This is a genomic window from Vibrio sp. CCUG 15886 (assembly GCF_028570825.1).
GTDB classification, from domain to species: domain Bacteria; phylum Pseudomonadota; class Gammaproteobacteria; order Enterobacterales; family Vibrionaceae; genus Vibrio; species Vibrio vulnificus_B.
This window is the reverse complement of sequence record NZ_JAQQBT010000004.1, coordinates 134,788-154,953: the sequence shown is the minus strand read 5'-3', so window position 1 is coordinate 154,953 and position 20,166 is coordinate 134,788. Positions and strand designations below refer to the sequence as shown.

The 20,166-nt window shown below is 47.8% G+C and carries 17 protein-coding genes; 5 read left to right on the top strand and 12 right to left on the bottom strand.

Annotated elements, in window-relative coordinates:
• Nucleotides 1–26: 26 nt before the first annotated feature.
• Nucleotides 27–1,172, bottom strand: a complete 1,146-nt coding sequence (locus PQQ36_RS10725) for an ABC transporter substrate-binding protein (protein ID WP_273661176.1) — start codon at nt 1,170–1,172, stop codon at nt 27–29.
• 278 nt (nt 1,173–1,450) lie between these two features.
• On the bottom strand, nt 1,451–1,897 hold the full coding sequence (locus PQQ36_RS10720) for an META domain-containing protein (RefSeq protein WP_045597809.1): 447 nt from the start codon (nt 1,895–1,897) through the stop codon (nt 1,451–1,453).
• Nucleotides 1,898–2,093: 196 nt separating this feature from the next.
• Between PQQ36_RS10720 and PQQ36_RS10715 the strand changes: the two genes are divergently transcribed.
• The gene (locus tag PQQ36_RS10715; RefSeq protein WP_011080680.1) at nt 2,094–2,342 is read left to right on the top strand and encodes a DUF1289 domain-containing protein; all 249 of its coding nucleotides are present in this window, start codon (nt 2,094–2,096) and stop codon (nt 2,340–2,342) included.
• A 61-nt stretch (nt 2,343–2,403) separates the two neighbouring features.
• On the opposite strand, the gene PQQ36_RS10710 is transcribed toward PQQ36_RS10715, so the two are convergent.
• A complete protein-coding gene (locus tag PQQ36_RS10710) occupies nt 2,404–2,625 on the bottom strand; it encodes a hypothetical protein (protein ID WP_013571984.1) in 222 nt (73 codons plus the stop codon).
• Nucleotides 2,626–3,317: 692 nt separating this feature from the next.
• On the opposite strand from PQQ36_RS10710, the gene PQQ36_RS10705 reads away from it, so the two are divergent.
• Complete coding sequence (locus PQQ36_RS10705; protein ID WP_273661175.1) at nt 3,318–4,910, top strand: sensor domain-containing diguanylate cyclase; 1,593 nt, start codon at nt 3,318–3,320, stop codon at nt 4,908–4,910.
• 14 nt (nt 4,911–4,924) lie between these two features.
• Here PQQ36_RS10705 and PQQ36_RS10700 read toward each other — a convergent pair whose 3' ends face one another.
• The 7 genes from PQQ36_RS10700 to PQQ36_RS10670 form a co-directional block, all read right to left on the bottom strand.
• Nucleotides 4,925–6,238 (bottom strand): DUF1501 domain-containing protein, encoded by a 1,314-nt coding sequence (locus PQQ36_RS10700; RefSeq protein ID WP_273661174.1) that lies wholly within the window; start codon nt 6,236–6,238, stop codon nt 4,925–4,927.
• Complete coding sequence (locus tag PQQ36_RS10695) at nt 6,232–7,860, bottom strand: DUF1800 domain-containing protein (RefSeq protein ID WP_273661173.1); 1,629 nt, start codon at nt 7,858–7,860, stop codon at nt 6,232–6,234. The genes PQQ36_RS10700 and PQQ36_RS10695 overlap by 7 nt, the downstream gene beginning before the upstream one ends.
• Before the next feature lie 509 nt (nt 7,861–8,369).
• Nucleotides 8,370–8,648: a 50S ribosomal protein L25 gene (gene rplY, locus PQQ36_RS10690; protein WP_011080674.1), complete on the bottom strand. Its 279-nt coding sequence runs from the start codon at nt 8,646–8,648 to the stop codon at nt 8,370–8,372.
• 180 nt (nt 8,649–8,828) lie between these two features.
• Nucleotides 8,829–10,178, bottom strand: coding sequence for an ATP-binding protein (locus tag PQQ36_RS10685; RefSeq protein WP_026130774.1), 1,350 nt, complete (start codon nt 10,176–10,178; stop codon nt 8,829–8,831).
• Nucleotides 10,168–10,827, bottom strand: a complete 660-nt coding sequence (locus tag PQQ36_RS10680; RefSeq protein ID WP_011080672.1) for a response regulator transcription factor — start codon at nt 10,825–10,827, stop codon at nt 10,168–10,170. Before PQQ36_RS10680 ends, PQQ36_RS10685 begins: the two co-directional genes overlap by 11 nt.
• Nucleotides 10,828–10,838: 11 nt before the next feature.
• Nucleotides 10,839–11,228: a PepSY domain-containing protein gene (locus PQQ36_RS10675; protein ID WP_011080671.1), complete on the bottom strand. Its 390-nt coding sequence runs from the start codon at nt 11,226–11,228 to the stop codon at nt 10,839–10,841.
• An 82-nt stretch (nt 11,229–11,310) separates the two neighbouring features.
• The gene (locus PQQ36_RS10670) at nt 11,311–13,053 is read right to left on the bottom strand and encodes a DEAD/DEAH box helicase (protein WP_273661232.1); all 1,743 of its coding nucleotides are present in this window, start codon (nt 13,051–13,053) and stop codon (nt 11,311–11,313) included.
• A 73-nt stretch (nt 13,054–13,126) separates the two neighbouring features.
• Here PQQ36_RS10670 and rsuA point away from each other — a divergent pair, with 73 nt between their 5' ends.
• From rsuA to PQQ36_RS10655, 3 genes are all read left to right on the top strand, one after another.
• A complete protein-coding gene (gene rsuA, locus PQQ36_RS10665) occupies nt 13,127–13,828 on the top strand; it encodes a 16S rRNA pseudouridine(516) synthase RsuA (protein WP_038968657.1) in 702 nt (233 codons plus the stop codon).
• A 238-nt stretch (nt 13,829–14,066) separates the two neighbouring features.
• On the top strand, nt 14,067–15,269 hold the full coding sequence (locus PQQ36_RS10660) for a Bcr/CflA family multidrug efflux MFS transporter (protein WP_273661171.1): 1,203 nt from the start codon (nt 14,067–14,069) through the stop codon (nt 15,267–15,269).
• Complete coding sequence (locus PQQ36_RS10655; RefSeq protein WP_011080667.1) at nt 15,269–15,931, top strand: DUF2913 family protein; 663 nt, start codon at nt 15,269–15,271, stop codon at nt 15,929–15,931. Before PQQ36_RS10660 ends, PQQ36_RS10655 begins: the two co-directional genes overlap by 1 nt.
• Before the next feature lie 40 nt (nt 15,932–15,971).
• Here the strand turns inward: PQQ36_RS10655 and PQQ36_RS10650 are convergent, their stop codons facing one another.
• Together PQQ36_RS10650 and PQQ36_RS10645 are read right to left on the bottom strand one after the other, a co-directional pair.
• Nucleotides 15,972–18,467 carry a cation:proton antiporter domain-containing protein gene (locus PQQ36_RS10650; protein ID WP_273661170.1) on the bottom strand — a complete coding sequence of 832 codons (2,496 nt, stop codon included), beginning with the start codon at nt 18,465–18,467 and terminating at the stop codon, nt 15,972–15,974.
• A gap of 105 nt (nt 18,468–18,572) precedes the next feature.
• Nucleotides 18,573–20,021 (bottom strand): DUF2867 domain-containing protein, encoded by a 1,449-nt coding sequence (locus PQQ36_RS10645; RefSeq protein WP_273661169.1) that lies wholly within the window; start codon nt 20,019–20,021, stop codon nt 18,573–18,575.
• Between the last annotated feature and the right edge of the window lie 145 nt (nt 20,022–20,166).

Here is a 20,166-nt window from a genome sequence, read left to right as displayed (position 1 = left end):
TGCATTTGCTCTTGGTTGTAGTCGAATTAATTGCCGTAACGCTTTTGCCATTCGGCTTCAAGCGCGGTTTGCCAGCTTGGATGTGGCTCAGCAACCGATTTAAATAGGCGCGTATTTTTAGCGCTGCCGGTGAGATACTGATTCTCCAATACAGAGGGATCACCCCAAATCGACAGATCGCCTTTGCGTGACTGCGCTTCTGGACTGAGCAGGAAGTTGATGGTGACCAGCGCCCCTTCCGTTGCGTTTGCATTCCAAGGAATGGCGAGGAAATGAATGTTCGATAGCGCGCCTTTGCTCATGGCAAATGTCTTGGTTGATTCAGCTAGCGTGCCATTCGCTTGAGCGGAGTAAACCGCATTTGGGTTAAAGGTGATGGCTAAATCCAACTGGCCGTCATCCAATAGTTGAAAAGACTCAGCGCTGTCCGTTGGAAACTGTTTTCCCTGACGCCAAGCAACACGGTGAAACTCATCCAAATATTGCCAAAGTGGCTTAGTGATGAGCTGAAACTCTTGCTCGTTGACCGGTTTCGCTAATGCTGGGTCGTTATCCGTTAGCTCAATGAGCACCGCTTTCAAAAAACTGGTGCCGTGAAACTGAGGAGGGCGTGGGTAGCTGACGCGATTAGGGTACGCCTTTGCATAGCTCAGCATTTCTGAAAACGAACTGGGCGGATTGTTAAGTGTTTTCTCATCATGAATAAACACCAATTGACCCATACCCCATGGCGCTTCGAGCCCCAGAGTAGGTTCTGAAAAGTCGCTGTCTACTGGCAGCGTCTTATTGACGTATTGCCAGCTTGGAAGCTGTTCAACAAAAGGTCCGTAAAGCAGATCATTGTTTTTCATGGACTTGAAGTTTTCACCGTTGATCCAAACCATATCAACACTTCCGCCTTGGTTTTTTCCCGCCGCTTTTTCTGCGATGAGTCGAGTGGTGGTTTCAGCAATATCGGTGACTTTGACGTGCTTAAGCGTGACACCATAGCGAGTTTTCAGTTCGCCTCCAGCCCAACGAAGATAGTCATTGATCTCTTGGCTACCGCCCCATGCATGGAAAAAGACCGTTTGTCCTTGTGCTTTTTCTTCGATTTGTTGCCAAGAGGGGGTGGTAGCAAAAACGCTGGCAGAGAGTAGCGCGCCAGTCAGTAGTGTTGTCAGCCGTTTCATAACATTCCTTTCATGTTGAGCTTTATGTGTTGCAACCAGAGACCGTGCTTGTCTCGGTTTTCTTTCATTATGAATGAAAAAATTGAATTTATTGAAATGTTTACGAGTTTTGTGTGCAAGTTGTTCAGTTTTTGATGGTTCTATGAACAGATGCGGAGAAAGAAAGTGAAAGCCCCATGATGCAAGATGAGAGAATGTAGGAGGGGAAGAGAGGTATAGAGCCGCGAGATAATAAAAAGGACCGCGAAAAGCGGCCCTAAAAAATCGATCAAACTGGATTAGTTTTTCCAATCTTTCAATGTGAATGTGAGCGTGTGGTTGCTGTTTTTCAACACTAGGCTGTCTTTTGTAAGGGTGATATCACTCCAGTCAGACAAGGTTTGAGAAACGGCTTGCTCAGTGTTCATCGCGTCATCGATACACATCTTCATTGTCATGCCCATTTTTTCAATGCGGAACTGGTTATCTTTCAGCTCGGCTTGACCAAAGAAGTTATTACAACCCGCGTTACCATTAGCCATCATGTTTTCACCCACTTCAAGGCGAGGGGCTTGTTGATGCTCGTTGATTGTAATGGCGTTGCCATCAATGCTGACGAGTTCCCAATTATGGTGCTGTAAATCTTGAGCTGTTAATTGTTTCATGTTGTCACCGTTACTTACGCAAGCAGTCATTAGTAGAGGCATTGAAATAGCGGCAAGTAGGGTTTTTGAACTAAGCTTCATTATATTAACTCCGAATTTAGGGAACGTGGGAAGTATAGTTAATCGAACGCTGTATTTGTCAGAATACGGTCATAGTTTCGTATGAAAATTTGTCGTTTAAAGCAACCATGGTCATGTTTTCATTAGAGAATGCTTTCTTACCTCATGGAGATACGATTAGAGTGAACAGTGAAAGCGATAAGCAGCAGGAGGCGGTATGGAACAATTGGAGTTTTTCACTGTACCCAGCCCTTGTGTGGGGGTTTGCAGTGTCGATGACAAAGGTTATTGCAATGGATGCATGCGTAAACGTGAAGAGCGTTTTAACTGGCTAAACATGACACCAAGTGAACAGCTGCACGTGATTAAACTCTGTCGTCAGCGTTATCGTCGTAAGCTTGCACAAGGTAAAGATCCATCAAGCACAAAAGAAGAAGTACAAAGCCCACAGCAAGATTTATTTTAACTCTCCCTAGTACACATTTGAGATGTGTTGACTAAGGAGAGCTAAATGCATTCGTTGACGACTATTTTAGCCCCCACTTATCGTTTACCCACCCCCCGGCATGTTCATCAAAATGGCAACCGACAAATTTATGATTTTGTTCAACGTCATGCGTTGAATGCGTTTTGTCTGTCATCAGTTGATAGATGTAATTTGCCATAGGGTCGTTACTGGTTTGCAGTTCGCGTCGTGTCACCACTTCTCTTATGAGCTGTAGACGATAGGATTTGCTGGCTCGTTTCATATTTCTAACCTCCGTGAATACATAGCAGCAGTGTTTAAGGCGTAAAACTGCTCTTACTCGTACGTTAGTGGTACGAATTCTCTGGAGGCCATTTGAAATCAATCGCTTGGCATTAAATACATTGTCTCAGAGCAGATAGGCACGCCATCTCTTATCACGTATCTAACAGTTCTCAGAGACGTGAAATGAAACCTAAACGACATCGGTCTACACCTAAGTCGATAGCAACCTCCTCGTTTGGTTGCAAGCCAGCGACCTTGTCGAGGGTGGGTTGTTTAGGTACTGATCAAATTTAGAAGTGGGCCAACATCTCGTCAATGGTGTTTTGGTTATTTTTTGTTCGTTTTTTAATTTTGAGTTTTTCTTATAGCAAAGCGTTCGTTCAAGCGAGCCTTGATACCCTTGTGCGATTTTGTTCGTTGGTGAATGGCGATGAAGGATCAAGATGGGATCATCGCGCTCATGAAATTTGTATCGAGCGGCGTTAGCGCTATTCTAATAAGTGAGATTCTTGCAAATTTATTCATAAAAATTATGAATGGCGGACACGAACTACAGATGATGACTTTGATGCCACCTCTAAACGCCGTATCTTATAAATCATTATAATTTCTATAAATGACAGTTGGCGCAGGTTAACGTTAAGCACAGCTAAGGTGCTTATGAACTTGTTGCGAATGTTTGGAACGCTTATGCCTGTATTGCGACCTTCTCTGCGTGCAATTTTGTTATCAGTGATGCTGTTAGTGTCTGTTGTACCTATTGTGCTTTTTTCGTACTGGGCGGTTCAGCATGCACTTGAGAAAGAGTATCGAGCCGTGAATGAAAAGCACTTACTGCTTGCCAAAAACCTGAGTGCCGCTTTAGAGCGCTACAGCGTCGATGTGCTCTCGGTGTTTGAATCGATCAGCGATGAGTTTGATAGCAATGAACTCTCTGCCCAACAAATTAACCTTCTCCAGCAGCTCAATTTACATGCTTTGGCGCGTTATTCAAAAAACACCATGCAACGTCGAGTGTTGTTTGGTGAGCCCGTCTATTTTCCCAAAACCTTGGATCTCAACGCCGATCAAATCACGCGAGTTACCCCGGTGATTTCACAGTCTCTTCCTCAACCCACGATTTATCTCTATCGTGAAGATAAATACGGACGAGTTTGGGTGGCGGCGATGGCGAATGAGTATGTTGCTCAGCTTCAAGAGGCGGTGAGCTTTGGCGAGAAAGGGCATGCCGCTATTGTCGATAACACCGGAAGCGTCTTGGCTCATCCGAACAAAGAGTGGCAAGCTCAGGCGAAAAATATTGCCAAAATCAGTGTGGTAAAACGGATGTTAAGAGGGGAAACTGGCGTGGAGCGCTTTTATTCACCGGCAATGAAGGCAGACATGATTGCTGGGTTTACTGTGACGCAGACGTTAGGCTGGGGCATTATGATTCCTCAACCCGTGAGTGAATTAGATGCTGCAATCAACGATTTTAAAAAAGTGACGTTGGTGGTAGCCATCGCCTGTTTTGTCATCTGTTTTATCTTAAGTTGGCAGCTCTCGGGTCTGCTAATGCGGCCAATAAGGAAACTCACTAAACAAATTCAAGGAATGACGGAGAGCCACATCTCTCATTTGGAAACCATCGAAGGTTTTACTGGAATTAAAGAGACTCAAGCGTTGGTGGAAAGCTTCAATCTCATGGCTAATGAAGTGAATCGTGGGCGAAAAGAGCTCGAATTTAGAGTCTTAGAAAGAACCAAAGAGCTGAAATCGGCAGAGCGTTTCGCGCGTCATCTCGCATCACATGATTCTGTCACGGATTTGCCGAATCGTACTGCCGTGAGACAAGCGATAGCAAAATTCTTGGAGCGTAAGCAGCCGTTTTCACTGTTATTTATTGACCTTGATGGCTTTAAAGCCGTCAATGATGAGTATGGTCACCAAACCGGTGATCTCCTTTTGAAAGCGGTCGCTCAGCGGTTACTGGATACTGTGGGTCAGGAGGACATGGCGGCTCGTTATGCCGGAGATGAGTTTATCGTTTTATTGAAGAATCAATCGACGCAAGAAGCGACCCAAATCGCTCAAGCACTGCTTGAGACGATTGCGATACCAGTGATTGTGGAGCGCAAAGCCCTCGTCATTGGCGCAAGTATTGGATTAGTGACGGTTGACGTCGAGACGACGTCAACCAATGTGGATAGCCTCATTCACGAGGCGGATATCGCTATGTACCAAGCAAAATCCGCAGGCAAGGGAAGAGTTGTCCAAGTGCAAAAAGCCAATGAAAGCAACTGATCATCCACAAGACATCATCCAGCAAGGAATCCTAAATCTTTTTGCGCAAAATGCTTGAGGTTGGGGAATACGTCGAGCAATTGCTGCTCAGTTTGAATACCCATCCACTTTGCCACCGTGGCACCGATTTGTTCGACGGAGGTGGTTGGAATCATTCGGCCGCGATTAAAATCGTTTTCCCCATCAAGGACGAGGGAAGGCCATTGGCCATAAATCCGACCAGATTGCAGAGCGCCCCCCATGACCCAGTGATTGCTTGCCCAACCGTGATCCGTTCCCGAGCCATTGCTGGCAAGCCTTCGGCCAAAATCGGACATTGTCATGGTAGTGACTTGATGGGCGATCCCGGCGTTTTCAAGCGAAGTGTTAAAGGCGTCGAGGGATTGGCTAAGCTCAGCCAACAAGGTTTGATGGGCGACCAATTGGTTAGCATGGGTGTCGTATCCACCCATGCCAACGAAATACACTTGTCTTTGATGCCCCAGTTGTTCACTGGATTTGATCAATCTTGCCACGGTATGAAGCTGTTGGCTCAATCGGTTATCTGGGAAGTGTGGCTCCTCAGGAGAGGACTCTAGCGCGGCTGAAAGCTGATCTCGAATAGTAATAGAATCGCTCTTCACCTGATCAAAAGCTTGTGCAAATAGGCTATCGGGCTGCAGCGCCAAAACTTGGTCAAAGCTTTGTTTCCTCAACGTATTATTGTTTGCCCATAAAGTGGGCATGCCATCTGGGTTGATCAGGTTCGCGCGCTGCTTCTCACCATTCAGCCACTGCACATAGCCGTTGATGCTGAACGTTGGGCTCACTTCTAACTGCCCATTGGAAAGCACATCCATCATTCTGCCTGCCCAACCTAACGTGGAGGAACTGCCCGCCCAACCCCTTTGCCATTCAGCTTGTTGCGAGTTGTGTGAAAAAAGAAAAGGCGGTAGAGTGCGAGTGCCATTGACGAGCTCCGCTTTGGTTGTGGGTTCTACGAGTACCCCACTGTTGACAATGGGAATCGCTTTACCGCGGTTAACTAATCCTTGCAGTTCATTCATGGCAGGGTGAAGGCCCAAAGAGAGCGTTGAACCAGTGGCCAATGTCAGAGGCAATAGCGATTCTTTGGCTAACGCAATGTCAGGCCGAGCGCGGGCATATTCATCGTAATGGGCATCACTGGTCGGAACCAACATATTAAAGCCATCATTGCCACCAAATAAAAACACGCACACAAGCGCTTTATAATCATTGGTGGGTAGAGCGAAGCTGGGTTTGCTGCCCATCATCGATACCAAAGGTGTGGCGGCGAGAGCAGAGATAAATTGTCGACGAGTCACCATGCGTTGCTTACCTCGGTGTGAAATTCCTGACTGTTCAAAATGATATGCAGCGCATTACGCACTTTGGTGTTTTGTTGGTGCTCTTTGAGCTGATTTAAGTTCTGCTCAATGATGAGCGCAAGTTCTGGGCTGATTTGCTCGGAGAGAAAGCGTCGGCTCAGCTCGGCAATCAGCGCGGGATGATCATTCGCGAGCGCTTCTAACGGGGCGAGATTAACGACAATTTTCTTTGGGTTCTCTTCTGAATCGTATTGACTGTTTCCAGTAGCAGACCACATCTGGTTACTGATATTAATGAAGTTGTTCCAGCTTAGAATCTGAAATTCTGGCGCTACTAGGCCTTTTTCCTTCATTTGCGCATTTGGCGCGTAGTCCGGCGAGAAGAAATTGAACACACTCGGAGAAGAGAGAGGCGCTTGGCCAAAGGCGAAAAACGTACCATTGCTGTTGTGGTAACGTCCGGTTGGGTCGGCACTTTTGGCTTCGAGCGCACGGTAAAGATTGGCCATTGAAATCAGCGGCTCTTTCAAGCGCTCTGTTGGGCCATTGAGTGCTTCGGGGTCGAGCAAAATAGCTTGGATGACGGCTTTGAGATCGCCTCGTATGCCGTTGCCACTGTCATTAAAGGCCAAAGCCACACGTTCAACATACCGAGGGGACGGGTTGGACGTGACTAGCCTTTGGATAAGTAGGCGAGCGATGAATGGACCGGTATTGGGGTGGTTGGTCAACATTGCCATCGCTTGAGCCATATCTTGTTCAATGCTTTGCCCAGCAGGGAAGCGCTCACCCATGACGAACTTCTCATCGCTATCGTGTTTGTCCGCATAAGGTGCCATGGCTTGAAACCAATCTCCCTGCTTACTGGTCCAACTGCCATTACTTTTGTCCGCCAAGTGCCAACCGGTAAAGACTCGTGCTAAGTTTTCGATGTCATCTTGTGAATAAGTCGGGAGCAGGGCCCCGTTATTGAGTAAAGGGGTGCCATCTTGGTTGAGTTGGTACAGACCTATGCTAAATAGCTGCATCACTTCGCGCGCGTAGTTCTCATCTGGGAAGCGGTTCTTTTGCGGATCGGCGTGCTGGTTTGCCATCATCGAAAGGTAGTCGCCCATTACGGGATGGCGAGTTACCGCTTCCAGCAGATCACGATAATTGCCAAAAGCGTGTTCCAACAGCATATCGTAATAGTGTGTGAGCTCTTGCGCACGGCCATTGAGGCTGGCGCCATAACGTGACACAACAAAGATCTCACTCAAGGCAAAGGCGACTCGCTGGCGCAGTTGATCAGGAGCATGATTAGCCTGATGCCACCAGACTGCAACGCGATCTGATTGAGTGGGCGTATCGCCCTCAATCACATAACTTTGTAAGAGCGGAAGATGGAATGAGGGGGGCATTGAAAATTGCTGATCCAACCAAGCTTGGTAGCCAACTGACGCCATTTGTTGATAACTATTCGGGGTTGGGCCAAAGGTCGCTCGATAAAGCAAATCGTAGCGTTGGTTCGGTTCTAGACGGCTGGGTTCTGCCGGGGATGAGTTGCTGCTGTCACTGCCGCATCCCGATAACAGAGCACCCAAAAGAGTGACGGGTAGAATGCGTATTTGCCAAAAATTCATAGATTCCTTTCCTACTTGCTGGCGCAGTGATACGGCCAAAAAAAGCTCACCCTCGAAAGCGTTTCTCGTGATGTTTATCGAAGGAGGATTGCTGGCTGCTGAGCTGTCACACCAAGTAGTTTGTATATAAACGGTGATAGAGTAAAAAATTGAGCGGAAAGTAGCAGAAAGCGTGCGGTAATTAAAAGTGTCGATCAGGATTAATGTGCTGTTGCTTCAAGTTGCGTCGAAGCTGATTACAGAGAATGCGAGAGAAAATGCAAAGGCAGTGCAAATTGTAGAATGAAAAGGAGTAAGCCTTTTGGATGGTTTGCGTTTTGATGGTGCTTCTTAAAGAAGGCAGCGATGTGGGAGAGGATATAAAACGTAGGAAAGGGCATAAAACGGTGAAACCCCAGAGGTGGTAAGTCTCTGGGGTTTCGAATTTTTTAGATTGTTCGGATGGTAAGGCCGAGAATCTTATATATGCAAAAGGTTGGATTAAATCCGATTAATTCCCTGGTGAGGAATTAGATACGGATGAAGTCCATGTGCTCAACTTTTGGCTTGAACGCGTGACGTTGAACGTCTTGTGGCTTAACCTTAACTTCTTCGCCGCCGATCACTAGAGTGATTGCTTCGTAGAATTCAGGCTTGTCCATTTGGTTTACGATGTCATCGTGGTTTAGTGCTACTGCAACTGGTGCTGCTTCACCACCGTAAACAACTGCTGGGAATTGGCCAGCAAGACGTAGGCGGCGGCTCGCACCTTTACCTAGTTCAGTACGTACTACTGCTTCAAATTTCATAGTTTTACTCTCAAATTAGTAAAAGTTAATTTCATACTCTGTAATGCGACCTTACAGAAGTAAGTATGGCTTCAACGGGAAGTTTCCTGTCAAAGCGAGCGCGGATACTACCACTCAACCGTGCTTTGAGCAACTGATATTCCGCCAAAAGCGCTGTTTTATAGTGGTTTCTTATCGTCGCTAACCCTTTGCTGCCAGCTTAAGGGTTAAATTGGCGCGTAAACCGCCAAGTTGGCTGCGTTCTAGCGTAAGATCGCCGCGATAGCTGTAGGCCATTTCCGCCACAATATTCAGTCCTAGGCCGGTACCTGGCGTGGTCTCATCAAGGCGAACACCCCGTTTCAGCACCTGAGTGAGGTGTTCCTCAGCGATTCCTGGCCCGTTATCTTCGATGATGAGCGTAAGCTGGTCGTCGCTTGTTAGTGTGCTATGGACTCGAATTTGGCTGCGTGCCCATTTGTAGCTGTTTTCAAGTAAGTTACCCAGCATCTCGTCGAGATCGCTTTGATCGACGGCCACCTCCAGTTCACTGTCCAGTTCGTTGATAAGCAATAGATCTCGCTCGGCATAGACTTTATCGAACGCTATGGAAATGGCATCGACACGCTCAGAAGGGTTGGATTTCACCGAAAGAATATTCATCGAGCCTGCCATTCGAGCACGACCAAGATGGTAATCAATATGCTGCTGAATCTGTTCAACCGGTGGTAAGAGCTTGTGGCTTGATTCGACATCCAATTGGCTGATTTCGTTACGCAAAACAGATAGCGGTGTTTTTAAGGAGTGAGATAAGTTGCCCGCATGGTTGCGAGCACGTTGCAACAACTCTTGATAATGGAAGAGCAGGGCATTGAGATCATCGATCAGCGGCGATACTTCCGCTGGATAACTGGCTTCGAGCTGTTGTTGGCTACCGGCTCTTAGCGCTTTGAGCTCGCGTTGTAATTTCCCTAATGGTCGGAATGACCAAGCGATTTGCAAACCAATCACGGTCATGACGCCAACAAAGAGCAGACCGAGAATCATCCACAGTTGTCCGGTTAAATGGTCCAAGGTGGATTTCATCGGCGCTTCATCCATGCCAATCACAATGTGGACGGGTTTCACGTACTCAGGGAGAAATACATCCTGCTCTAACACAATTAAACGTTCATTTTTCGCCCCAAGCACCGTTTTTCGTATGGGACCTTGCTTGATTTGAATCGTGCGATCCCAAAGAGAGCGAGAACGCAGAGTTTGGTTGTTGATGGTTGCCGTCCAATATAGGCCGCTGTATGGCTGACTGAAACGAGGGTCAGAAAGTCGTGATGAAAGAACAATGCTACCATTCTTACCGGCTTCGAGGTTGGCCGAAATTTCATCTAGCGCCAAGCGCAGTTGGCTTTCCACATCAGTGACTAAATACTCTTTAACCAGCTTGGGAATCCCGACACCGGCAGCGATGATCATTGCGGTCACCCACAGGCAAGCCGCCAAAAACAGGCGGCTTTTTAAGCTGAGGTGCTTGAAAAGCGGTCGCTTAGTTGGCATTGAGCTGATACCCAAGGCCGCGAACGGTTTTAATGATATTGGGTGCGATCTTCTTACGAATGCGTCCAATGAAGACTTCAATGGTATTGGAATCACGGTCGAAGTCTTGCTTGTAGATGTGTTCCACCAGCTCAGTACGTGAAATCACTTTATCGGCGTTATGCACAAAATAGGCAACCACTTTGTATTCCAGTGCGGTCAAACTCACCGCCTGACCCTGCCACATCACTTTTGACGTACGTGTGTCCAAGCTCAGGTCTCCGATTTGCATTACCGGTGACGCGTTACCGGAGGCTCGGCGCAATTGGGCGCGAATGCGAGCGATCAGTTCAACCATTTCAAACGGTTTGGTTAAGTAATCATCGGCACCTGCGTTTAAGCCTTCCACGCGTTGAGTAAGGGTATCTCGCGCACTTAAAATAACCACTGGTGTGTTGATGTTTTCGTCACGAATGCCTTTTAGTACGGTTAATCCGTCTAACTTCGGTAGGCCTAGATCCAGCACTATTGCATCCCACTCTTCTGACGTCGCACGGTACAAAGCATCGATTCCATCTTGAGAAAGCTCAGGCACCCAGCCCGTTTTTTCGAGGGATTCAATAATCTGTTCGCCCAAACGAGGGTCATCTTCCACTACCAAAATTTTCATATGATCTTTCTCTATTTCTTGATGACGTCGTGTAAATTTCGACCTTTTATCTCAATGAGCTCCAAGGTGGTGGCGTTGTACTCCACTTTGATGATGTGATTATCATGGACCAATTTTAACTCATAGATCCATTCGTCATCATCTTCTTCTAACTCGACTTTGATCAGGCGACCATTGAGTTGTTTGTCGACGGTAGAATAAAGTTCAGAAAAAGGCTTGATCAACCCTTGCTGCACAGCTTGGTATACTTCGTTCTGATCTTCATCAAACTCGATTGCCGTGCCTTCTTTGTAGACGTCCTGTACAAGTCTGTGGCCATCTTGCTCAAGGTTTTGCGCCATGGCGGGCGCAACAAGGAGAGAAGAGAATAAAAGAGCGCAAGTGAGCTTACTATTTAACATGTTCTTACCTTGGTAAAGAGTGTGAGCCGAGTATAAATGAATAAAGATGAATCGAAAGTGAACCTTGTCTCTCCGAATCAGGCTAGCGCTCTTGCAGTTCATCTTCGAAAATTTTATCGCGCATCTTCCAAAAACGGCCACTTTTACGGGCGATGACAAATTGTGGCGGTCGGAATCGATGCTGGTGAGCCACAACTTTGGTTGGCGAGGCCTCTTCGAAAGGACGGTGTTTGTCTGCCAAGTGAGGTCGCACAAACTGATTCTTAAACAGCAATTTCTGTTTGGCGGTGGTTAAAGGCCAAAATTCATGCACTTGGGCTTGATTATCGCCGAGATAGCTGATTTTTAGCTGCGATTTGCCTTCAGGATTTTTATGCACACTCAACACCATCTCAAGGCATTCAAACACTAACGCATCTTTGAGATTTAACGCCTCTTTGAGCTTTTTATCTGGGTCCACTAAAGTGGCATCGCATTCGTGGCAGATGCGCGCTGCAATGTCATTATCAGCGCCACATTCACCGCAATATTTGGCGCGAAAGCGATAACCACAATGCTCTCGCTCTCCACTCTCTTCGTCAGTGAAATACCCTTGGCAGCGTCGGCCAAAGTGCTCTAACAAAAAGCCATTGCTGTCGAGCTTGCCCCAAAAGTTGTTATTAAAGCCGCAAGCAGGGCAGGGAATGGTGATGATCTCACTGTTTGAGTCTGGTTTGGGATCGCCGACTTCTGGTTGATAAAGGTCATAGCTGTTACCCGCGTAATCGAGCACTAAACACTCTTCTTTACCGGGGGAGAGCCTCAAACCACGCCCTACAATTTGTTGATAAAGGCTGATGGACTCGGTTGGGCGCAGAATCGCAATCAGATCAACATGGGGCGCATCAAAGCCCGTTGTGAGCACCGAGACGTTGACCAAAAACTTGATTTCACGCGCTTTGAAGCGACGGATGATCTCATCTCGTTCTGGTGTTGGCGTGTCACCAATGACGATAGCGCTGTCATTTACGGGCAATAAGCCGTGGATCTCTTGGGCATGACGCACCGTGGCTGCAAAAATCATCACACCCTGCTTGGTTTGGGCGAGATGAAGGATTTGCTCAACGATCTGCGGTGTCGCACGCTTGGCTTTATCGATCACCATATCCAGCTCTGCTTCTTTATAGCGGCCTGTGTTAGCGGGTTTCAACTGTGAAAAATCATACGCCAAGACGGGGGCGTCCATCATTCTGGCTGGGGTAAGAAAGCCTTCGTCGAGCAAATAGCGAATGGGTAATTCAAAAATACAATCGCGGAAAAATCGCGCGTCTTCGCTGCGAACTTGGCCGCGAGTGTGATACTGGTAAATCCAGCCGATGCCTAAGCGATAAGGCGTGGCCGTTAGGCCGAGGATTTTTATCCCCGGATTGAGATCCGTTAAATGGCTAATGACTTTTTGATAGCTGCTGCTTTTTTCTTCCGGTACTCGGTGGCATTCATCGATCACCAGCAGAGAGAATTGATTACGAAACTGCTCTAAATTTCGAACGACCGATTGAACAGAGGCGAAAACCACCTGATGTTGGGTTTCTTTTCGTCCCAATCCTGCCGAAAAAATCGAACCTTGTAAGCCATATCCCTCATATTTCGCGTGATTTTGTTCAACCAGCTCTTTTACATGCGCCAGCACCAATACGCGTCCTTTCGCCAATCGTGCTAATTCGGCAATCACTAAACTTTTGCCCGCCCCAGTTGGCAGCACAATGACTGCCGGCGTGGAATGGCGGCGAAAATAGTGCACAACGGCTTTGACTGAGTCGGCTTGATAAGGTCTGAGGGTGTACATGGAAACGATGAAATCACTCAACTATTCTTTGTGAGCTCGCTATAATACCCGACCTTAACCAGATGAGGTATTCATGCGTTTAGATAAATTTCTTTGCGATGCGCTTGGCGCGACGCGAAAAGAGGCCACTAAGATCCTAAAAAGTGGTGAAGTGACCGTTAACGAACAAGTGCAAAAAAGCGGTGCGGTAAAAGTAACGGAAGAGTGTGTGGTTGAATGGCAAGGGCGCGAGCTGGCGATGCAAGGACCGCGTTACATTATGCTTTACAAGCCTGAAGGTTTTGTCTGCTCGCATGAAGATGGTTTCAACCACACTGCGTTTGTTTTATTAGACGAAGTAAAAATGGATGAGCTTCATTTTGCAGGTCGTTTGGATGTGGATACCACGGGCTTGGTGTTGATCACCGACGACGGTAAGTGGTCACACCGTATTACTTCGCCTAAGCATAAATGCGACAAAACTTACCGTGTTTGGTTGGCGGACCCGATTGGCAGTGATTATGCAGAAAAACTGGCTGCAGGCGTACAATTGCGTAACGAAAAGGAGCTAACACTTCCAGCGCAGATGACCATCGTCAATGCGGATGAAAACGAAGTGCTGCTGACTATCCATGAGGGCAAATACCATCAAGTGAAACGTATGTTCGCGGCATTGGGTAACAGAGTTGAGCAATTACATCGTGAGCGTATTGGTGCGATCGAACTGGATGAAAGTCTTGAGCCGGGAGAATACCGTTACCTCACTCAGGAAGAAATAGACTCTGTTTGGAAATGATTTAGTTCCTATACGGAACTAGTGTTTCTGCCTAATCTGTATCACAATAGTTCAGCCTGCTGACATTTCTTTAACCTCTTCACGCAGGCTGCTATGGCATCACGCCATCATTTCCCTCCCAGAATTTCTAGCAGAAAGGACAACGGCCAACGTTTGGCAAACTGTTGTGGAACATGGGCAACGAGATTGTATTGTGACCGGAGTGTTGCGACGCAATCGCAACCAAAACGGAGCATTAATGACCAATCAATCTCAAGCCGTTAGCCAATCACAAATTAGTCTCTTTTTGTTTGCTGTACTCGGTGCCATCGGTGCATTGACACCCTTGGCCATCGACATGTATCTACCAGCGATGCCGACCATAGCACGCGATTTGGGCGTCGATGCCGGTGCGGTGCAGTTTACTTTAACCGCTTATACCGCAGGTTTTGCGCTCGGCCAGCTGATTCATGGTCCACTGGCAGACAGTTTTGGTCGACGTCCGGTTTTATTGCTTGGGGTGCTCTTTTTTGGCCTAGCGGCGGTGGTCAGTGCCACGACCAATGGCATTGATGCGTTAACGTATGTACGCACCGCGCAAGGCTTTGCGGGGGCCGCGGCTGCGGTGATCATTCAAGCCGTGGTTCGCGATATGTTTGATCGCGAGGACTTTGCGCGTGCGATGTCGTTCGTCACATTGGTGATCACTACTGCCCCCCTTGTCGCGCCAATGATCGGTGGGCACCTAGCCATTTGGTTTGGCTGGCGTTCAATTTTCTGGGTGCTGGCGTTTTTTGCCGTTATCGTGATCGCCCTTGTCTGGTGGCAAATACCAGAAACACTCAAGATAGAAAACCGACAGCCATTGCGCTTCAAAACGACCATGCGTAACTACTTAAAGTTATGCTGTAACAAAACAGCGATGGGGTTGATTCTGTCTGGCGCGTTCTCTTTCTCCGGAATGTTTGCTTTTTTAACCGCAGGCTCGTTTGTCTATATTGATATTTATGGTATTTCACCCGATCAGTTTGGCTATTTGTTTGGCTTGAACATCGTTGCGATGATCATTATGACCAGTCTAAATGGCCGAATGGTGAAGAAAGTAGGGTCGCATTTCATGTTGCGTTTGGGGCTGACTGTTCAATTGATCGCCGGTCTTGGTCTATTTGTCAGTTGGCTACTAGACCTTGGGCTATGGGGCACGGTACCATTCGTGGTTCTATTTATCGGCACACTTTCTACCATCGGCAGTAACGCAATGGCGCTATTGCTTTCTGGCTACCCTAATATGGCGGGGACGGCGTCTTCTCTGGCGGGCACATTGCGTTTTGGCACTGGCTCTCTAGTTGGTGCTTTGGTTGCGATACTGCCATCAGGAGTGACTTGGCCTATGGTGCTAGTGATGTCTGCGTGCTCTGTGCTTTCAGCACTGTTTTATTGGATTTTCGGAAGAAAAGCATAATGTCGAACTACACAAGTGAAATTCAGCGCTTAGTGAATACCGCACTCGCTGAGCTGGCTGCGGAACATCAATCGGGCAAATTGGTCGACGCACCGATTGCCAACAACCACTTTTTGGTACGTTGGGTGACCAAAGCGCTGAAAGGTCAGCGTTTCGACCGTTGTGTTGTCGCGGACTTAACTCGCTGGCAAAAAGCAGGACGATCGAAAGGAAATGACGCGGCGCTGTTGCCAACGTTCCAACGTATTTCTGCGTTTTATGCTTCGTTCTTTGCCCAAGAGGGCGCACCAAAAGCGATTACCGACAAACAGATCGAAGCTTTTCTCGATGAAATGGAAAACGCGGGCTGGGAAGTGTCGACTTCAGATCCGATTGTCGGCTGTGGCAAAGTGCAGATTTTCACGGAAGGACAGAACTCTTTGGCACTGTGCGCGCAGCAGTGCGAAAACTGTTTTGACGGCGAGCTATTAGTGAAACCGATGAGCTGGTTTGTTCGCGGTCACCATGCCGGTTTCGTTGAGAAAGCGAGCGCGGCTGGGTTTATGGTTCACAAGGTGACAGACTATAAATCTAACGTCAAATATCATGGTGAATATTTGGTGTTCCCGAGTAACCTCGGTAACCAGTTGGCGGAGATCCCGCTGAGCTTCACTGGAAAATAAACAAACGCCGCTTTAAAAGCGGCGTTTGTATTTTTAGCGCTTAGACCGATTTGAGCTGCTTAAATAGTTGGCAAACCACCGCCGTTAGATTGGGATCTTGATTCATGAGTAGCTTCAGTTTATCTACGGGCAGCCACATAATATCTGTCGGTGTATCCGAGACATACTGAGCGTTGGTTTTGCCAGTGAGCAGCGAGATCAAGGCAAAAGTTTCTCCCGGACCAATCGTGGTACGAACTTTCTCTAGGTTGTCATCGGAACGCGTTTCATAGAGTTCCGTGATGCTGCCGCGGCTGACAATACCAATTCGGTTGAGTGGTCGCTGATTCTCACAAATCAACTGACCCGCGTCATAGACGGTGTGTTCTATCCAACTGGTGAGCTCTTCACGAGTTTTGCTCTTCAGCTCTCTAGCCCAAGGAATGTCATTAATGAGCTTTTGCTCCTGCGACTTGTCAAAAATGGATTCTTTTTGCAGAGCTGCCATACGCTCTTCAACCATATTCAGCAATTTTTGTGCCTCAGGTTTGTCCAGTACTGCTTGTTTTAGTTGATCGTTGATCACCGCTCGCTCTCTGTTGAGCAGTAACCTTGTCGCGGCCTGGGATTGCAGGGCTTGGATAATTTCAGGAAAGCTCATCCGTAGCGATTCGATTCGCTCAAACGTGAGGCGTTTATTGAGCTCCACTTGTTGGCGAACCATAACGGCGATCTCGGCATCAGGTGCTAGGATATCAATGTGACTTTCGAGTGCTTCTTGAGCTTGGATAAAGCCACGAGCGACATCGTAGCCCAACGCCAAACGACGGAAATAAACTTTGAGCAGCAGCTTGTTCCAACTATTGTATTGACGAAGTGGTTCCACCCAAGCGGGCAAACGCCAAGTGGTAAACAACTCATTGCGAGGGCCAATGATGGGATCGCCATCGAGAGCATGTTCAACCGCTTCGACCAATTTGTTGGTTGCTTGTTTGCCAATCAGACCTTGAGAGAATTGTGTCCAATAGTGTTTACGTTCGGTTTCGAGCAGACGCCGCAAGTAAGCAGTGTGCAATTCATCCTGTGTGATTTCAGTGGGCGAATTGCACTCTTTGAGCACTTGTAATTTAGCGCCTTGTTTCACGGTTTCCCAATCAGCCCCTTTGAGAAAATCACTGGTCATCATCTTGGGTAGCATATCGTGCAATACTCGATTAATTTCGTGCTGCGCTTTGTCCACCGTAGCTTGCTTACCCGGGGGCAAGCTGCTCAGATTTAACCACTTCAAAACGTGCCCCATCGTGGAGCCATTAAACAAGATGGTTAACACCACAATGCCCGCACACAGAAACAGCACATGATCGCCAATCTGTTTAGGAATGATGTCGGAGGATGCTACGGTCATGGCCAGAGCCAGAGAAACCGCGCCACGCAAGCCACCCCAGCAGAGAACCACGGCTTTTTCGTAGGTGATGCCAATACCGATTCGTTTGAGAATGGGCATGAACACGGTGATGGAGCAGGCTCGTATTGCCATGATGCCCAGATAGAGAACAAAGAGTGCCAACCAAGCTTCTTTATCGTCGAGTGGTACGCGAATGGCCACCAAGATCCCAACAAGAAGAAAAATTAAGGTGTTGGCCATGTGAGCCATCATTTCCCAAAAATGATGTAAGAAGCCTGCCACCTCGGGGCTGATCCTTGTTCGCCCCACACTGGCAAACATAATCGCCAGTGTGACCACCGCGACCACGCCGGAAACATGGAAGTTTTCGGAAATAAAGAATGCCGAATAGGCGGCGGCAATGGTGAGCGAAATCTCAATCATAGGATCGTTAAACACCCGATCTATCCACAAAATACACAAGCCACCAAGGATAAGTCCGACGGCGAGTCCGACAAACACCACGACAAAAAACTGCGCGACAGCTTGCCATGGTGGCGCTGTGATCGCTTCGCCAGGGTTGCTGAATTCCATCAATACCCAGCCGTAAAAAAGGGAGAAGAAAACGATCGCAGTTCCATCATTAAGGAGTGATTCTCCTTCGATGAGCGTCTCCAATCGTTTTCTCGATGAGACTTCTTTTAGCAAGGCAACCACGGCTACCGGGTCGGTGGCACTGATGAGTGCGCCAAACATTAAACAGAGTGCCCAGCTCCACTGCCAATGTTCAGGTAACACCCATGCCACGAGTTCTGCGGTCAACCATATCGCCAGCATTAATCCGGGGACGGCGAGAATGACGATTTGGGTAAACATTCTGCGAAAGAGATGAACTTCCATCGCAAAAGCACTTTCGAAGATGAGTGTCGGTAGGAACAAAAACAGAAACAGATGAGGATCGATCTCAGAGGCAAGGCTTAATGTCTCGCCGATAAGCGTGTAGTTGTCGGTAAATGCGTTGCCGCGATGAGCCAAACCAATCGCGATACCGAGTATTAGCAGGGCAACGGTGTAAGGTACTTGGGAACCTTTCAAAAGATGCCGAACAAGGGCACCAATAAAAAGCGCAATAATGACAAAAAGCAGCGCTAAAAGACCGGAGTCGAAGTGCATAATCGTGCCTGATTTGTTTTAGTGATAATTCTAATAATAGAAACAAAGTCAGGTTTGGACCGAGATTGATACGGTTATGCCAAAAAGATGCTAACGAAAGCGGTGCTAATTGGTCGTACCCCCTCTTTCCCGTGAGGCTTTTTTGGCGATCGCTTTTACCATGCCATTAAAAATAAACAGGTGAGCAGGCATCATGGCGAACCAGTAAAGCAGGCCCGGAAAACCTTGCGGATGCCACCACGCGGTGACATTGAGCTCCCGATAATGACCATGATCGTGGATGGTAAATTCGAGTCGGCCTAAACCGGGCCCTTTCATGCCGAAAAACAGCGAAAGAAATTGCTGCTTTTCGCAGCGAATCACTTTCCAAGAATCGATATAGTCGCCAACTTTTAGCTCAGGACCGGCGGGAGAGCGTCGAACAGGGCGAGAGCCGCCAAAGAGCACATCGAGCCATTCTCGAGTGCGCCATAAGATATCGGCAAAAAAGTACCCCTCTTTGCGGCTGCCTATTTTTTGCACCCATGTCCAAAGTGACTCTGCGCTTGCTTGGGTGCGTATGCTTGCTCCCGCCTGTTTGGCGTAGTAACCGTAACCTGGCTGCCAACGTTGAAGTGCTGCTGGATCAAATCCCCAAACATTGCTTCTCACGAAAGTACCTTCATTTTCAACCGCTTGAGCCACAGCGTCTTGGTAACGAATCAGTGGTTGAGGGTATTTTTCTCGTATTGCTTGGGAGTTGGCAATGTAGTCGTGCTCTAAGCCCGCCAAAAGGGCTTTGCCGATATTGGAGGGCACCGAAGTGATTAGCCCAAGCCAATGAGAGGCAAGCCTCGGCGTGAGTAACGCAGAGCTGACCAAGCGGAAAGGGATCTTGGTGACTTGGCAAATGGTGCGAAATTGATCTCGGTAGGAGAGGGTATCGGCTCCACCGACTTCGTAAGTGTGATGCTGCTCTGGAGTTTCCTCCGCTAGACGCAACAAGTAATGATTCAAATTGTCGAGTGCGATCGGATTGGCTTTTGAGTCGACCCATTTGGGCGTGAGCAGAATGGGTAAGTGGTATACAAAATCGCGCATAATTTCGAAAGCCGCAGAGCCTGGGCCAATGATAACGCCTGCGCGTAGCTCGGTGACGGGGATATTGGCTTTGCGAATCACATCCCCGGTCATTTTTCTCGCCAGTAAATGCTGCGAGCAGCCCGATTGCGGTTGGATGGCACTGAGATAAATGACGTGCTTAACATCGCTGCCCACAAGTGCTTGATAGAAATGATCGGCAAGCGATAACTCGTAGTCGACAAAGTCGTGTCCATGGGCCATGCCGTGTACGAGGAAGTAAATGAGCTCAAATTGGGGGATCAGTGCTTGGGTTTGTTCTTGATCGGCCAGATCGAGGTAGTGAAAGCTCAGAGAAGGGTGGGGCAGCACTCGCGCTCGCAAATGATCGATATGCCTTGCCGCCGCCGTGACCTGATAACCTTGTTCAAGAAGCTGCGGGATCAACTGTGAACCAACGTAGCCAGAAGCCCCTAACACCAGCACTTTTTTCATTCCGTTTTCCTTAACGAGTAATGCACCTGTCTGAGTATTTTCATGTTGTCGCATTTTCATAGTCGACTCAAGTGCTTGCTGTCTACTTTGTCGGTAAGTGACTTAAAAAGGAGGGGGTTTGATTCAAGGCAAAAGAAAACCAAAA

Coding starts and splice junctions, on each gene's coding strand:
- PQQ36_RS10725 (WP_273661176.1), bottom strand. CDS start 1,172: ATGAAACGGCTGACAACACTACTGACTGGCGCGCTACTCTCTGCCAGC.
- PQQ36_RS10720 (WP_045597809.1), bottom strand. CDS start 1,897: ATGAAGCTTAGTTCAAAAACCCTACTTGCCGCTATTTCAATGCCTCTA.
- PQQ36_RS10715 (WP_011080680.1), top strand. CDS start 2,094: ATGGAACAATTGGAGTTTTTCACTGTACCCAGCCCTTGTGTGGGGGTT.
- PQQ36_RS10710 (WP_013571984.1), bottom strand. CDS start 2,625: ATGAAACGAGCCAGCAAATCCTATCGTCTACAGCTCATAAGAGAAGTG.
- PQQ36_RS10705 (WP_273661175.1), top strand. CDS start 3,318: ATGCCTGTATTGCGACCTTCTCTGCGTGCAATTTTGTTATCAGTGATG.
- PQQ36_RS10700 (WP_273661174.1), bottom strand. CDS start 6,238: ATGGTGACTCGTCGACAATTTATCTCTGCTCTCGCCGCCACACCTTTG.
- PQQ36_RS10695 (WP_273661173.1), bottom strand. CDS start 7,860: ATGAATTTTTGGCAAATACGCATTCTACCCGTCACTCTTTTGGGTGCT.
- rplY (WP_011080674.1), bottom strand. CDS start 8,648: ATGAAATTTGAAGCAGTAGTACGTACTGAACTAGGTAAAGGTGCGAGC.
- PQQ36_RS10685 (WP_026130774.1), bottom strand. CDS start 10,178: ATGCCAACTAAGCGACCGCTTTTCAAGCACCTCAGCTTAAAAAGCCGC.
- PQQ36_RS10680 (WP_011080672.1), bottom strand. CDS start 10,827: ATGAAAATTTTGGTAGTGGAAGATGACCCTCGTTTGGGCGAACAGATT.
- PQQ36_RS10675 (WP_011080671.1), bottom strand. CDS start 11,228: ATGTTAAATAGTAAGCTCACTTGCGCTCTTTTATTCTCTTCTCTCCTT.
- PQQ36_RS10670 (WP_273661232.1), bottom strand. CDS start 13,053: ATGTACACCCTCAGACCTTATCAAGCCGACTCAGTCAAAGCCGTTGTG.
- rsuA (WP_038968657.1), top strand. CDS start 13,127: ATGCGTTTAGATAAATTTCTTTGCGATGCGCTTGGCGCGACGCGAAAA.
- PQQ36_RS10660 (WP_273661171.1), top strand. CDS start 14,067: ATGACCAATCAATCTCAAGCCGTTAGCCAATCACAAATTAGTCTCTTT.
- PQQ36_RS10655 (WP_011080667.1), top strand. CDS start 15,269: ATGTCGAACTACACAAGTGAAATTCAGCGCTTAGTGAATACCGCACTC.
- PQQ36_RS10650 (WP_273661170.1), bottom strand. CDS start 18,467: ATGCACTTCGACTCCGGTCTTTTAGCGCTGCTTTTTGTCATTATTGCG.
- PQQ36_RS10645 (WP_273661169.1), bottom strand. CDS start 20,021: ATGAAAAAAGTGCTGGTGTTAGGGGCTTCTGGCTACGTTGGTTCACAG.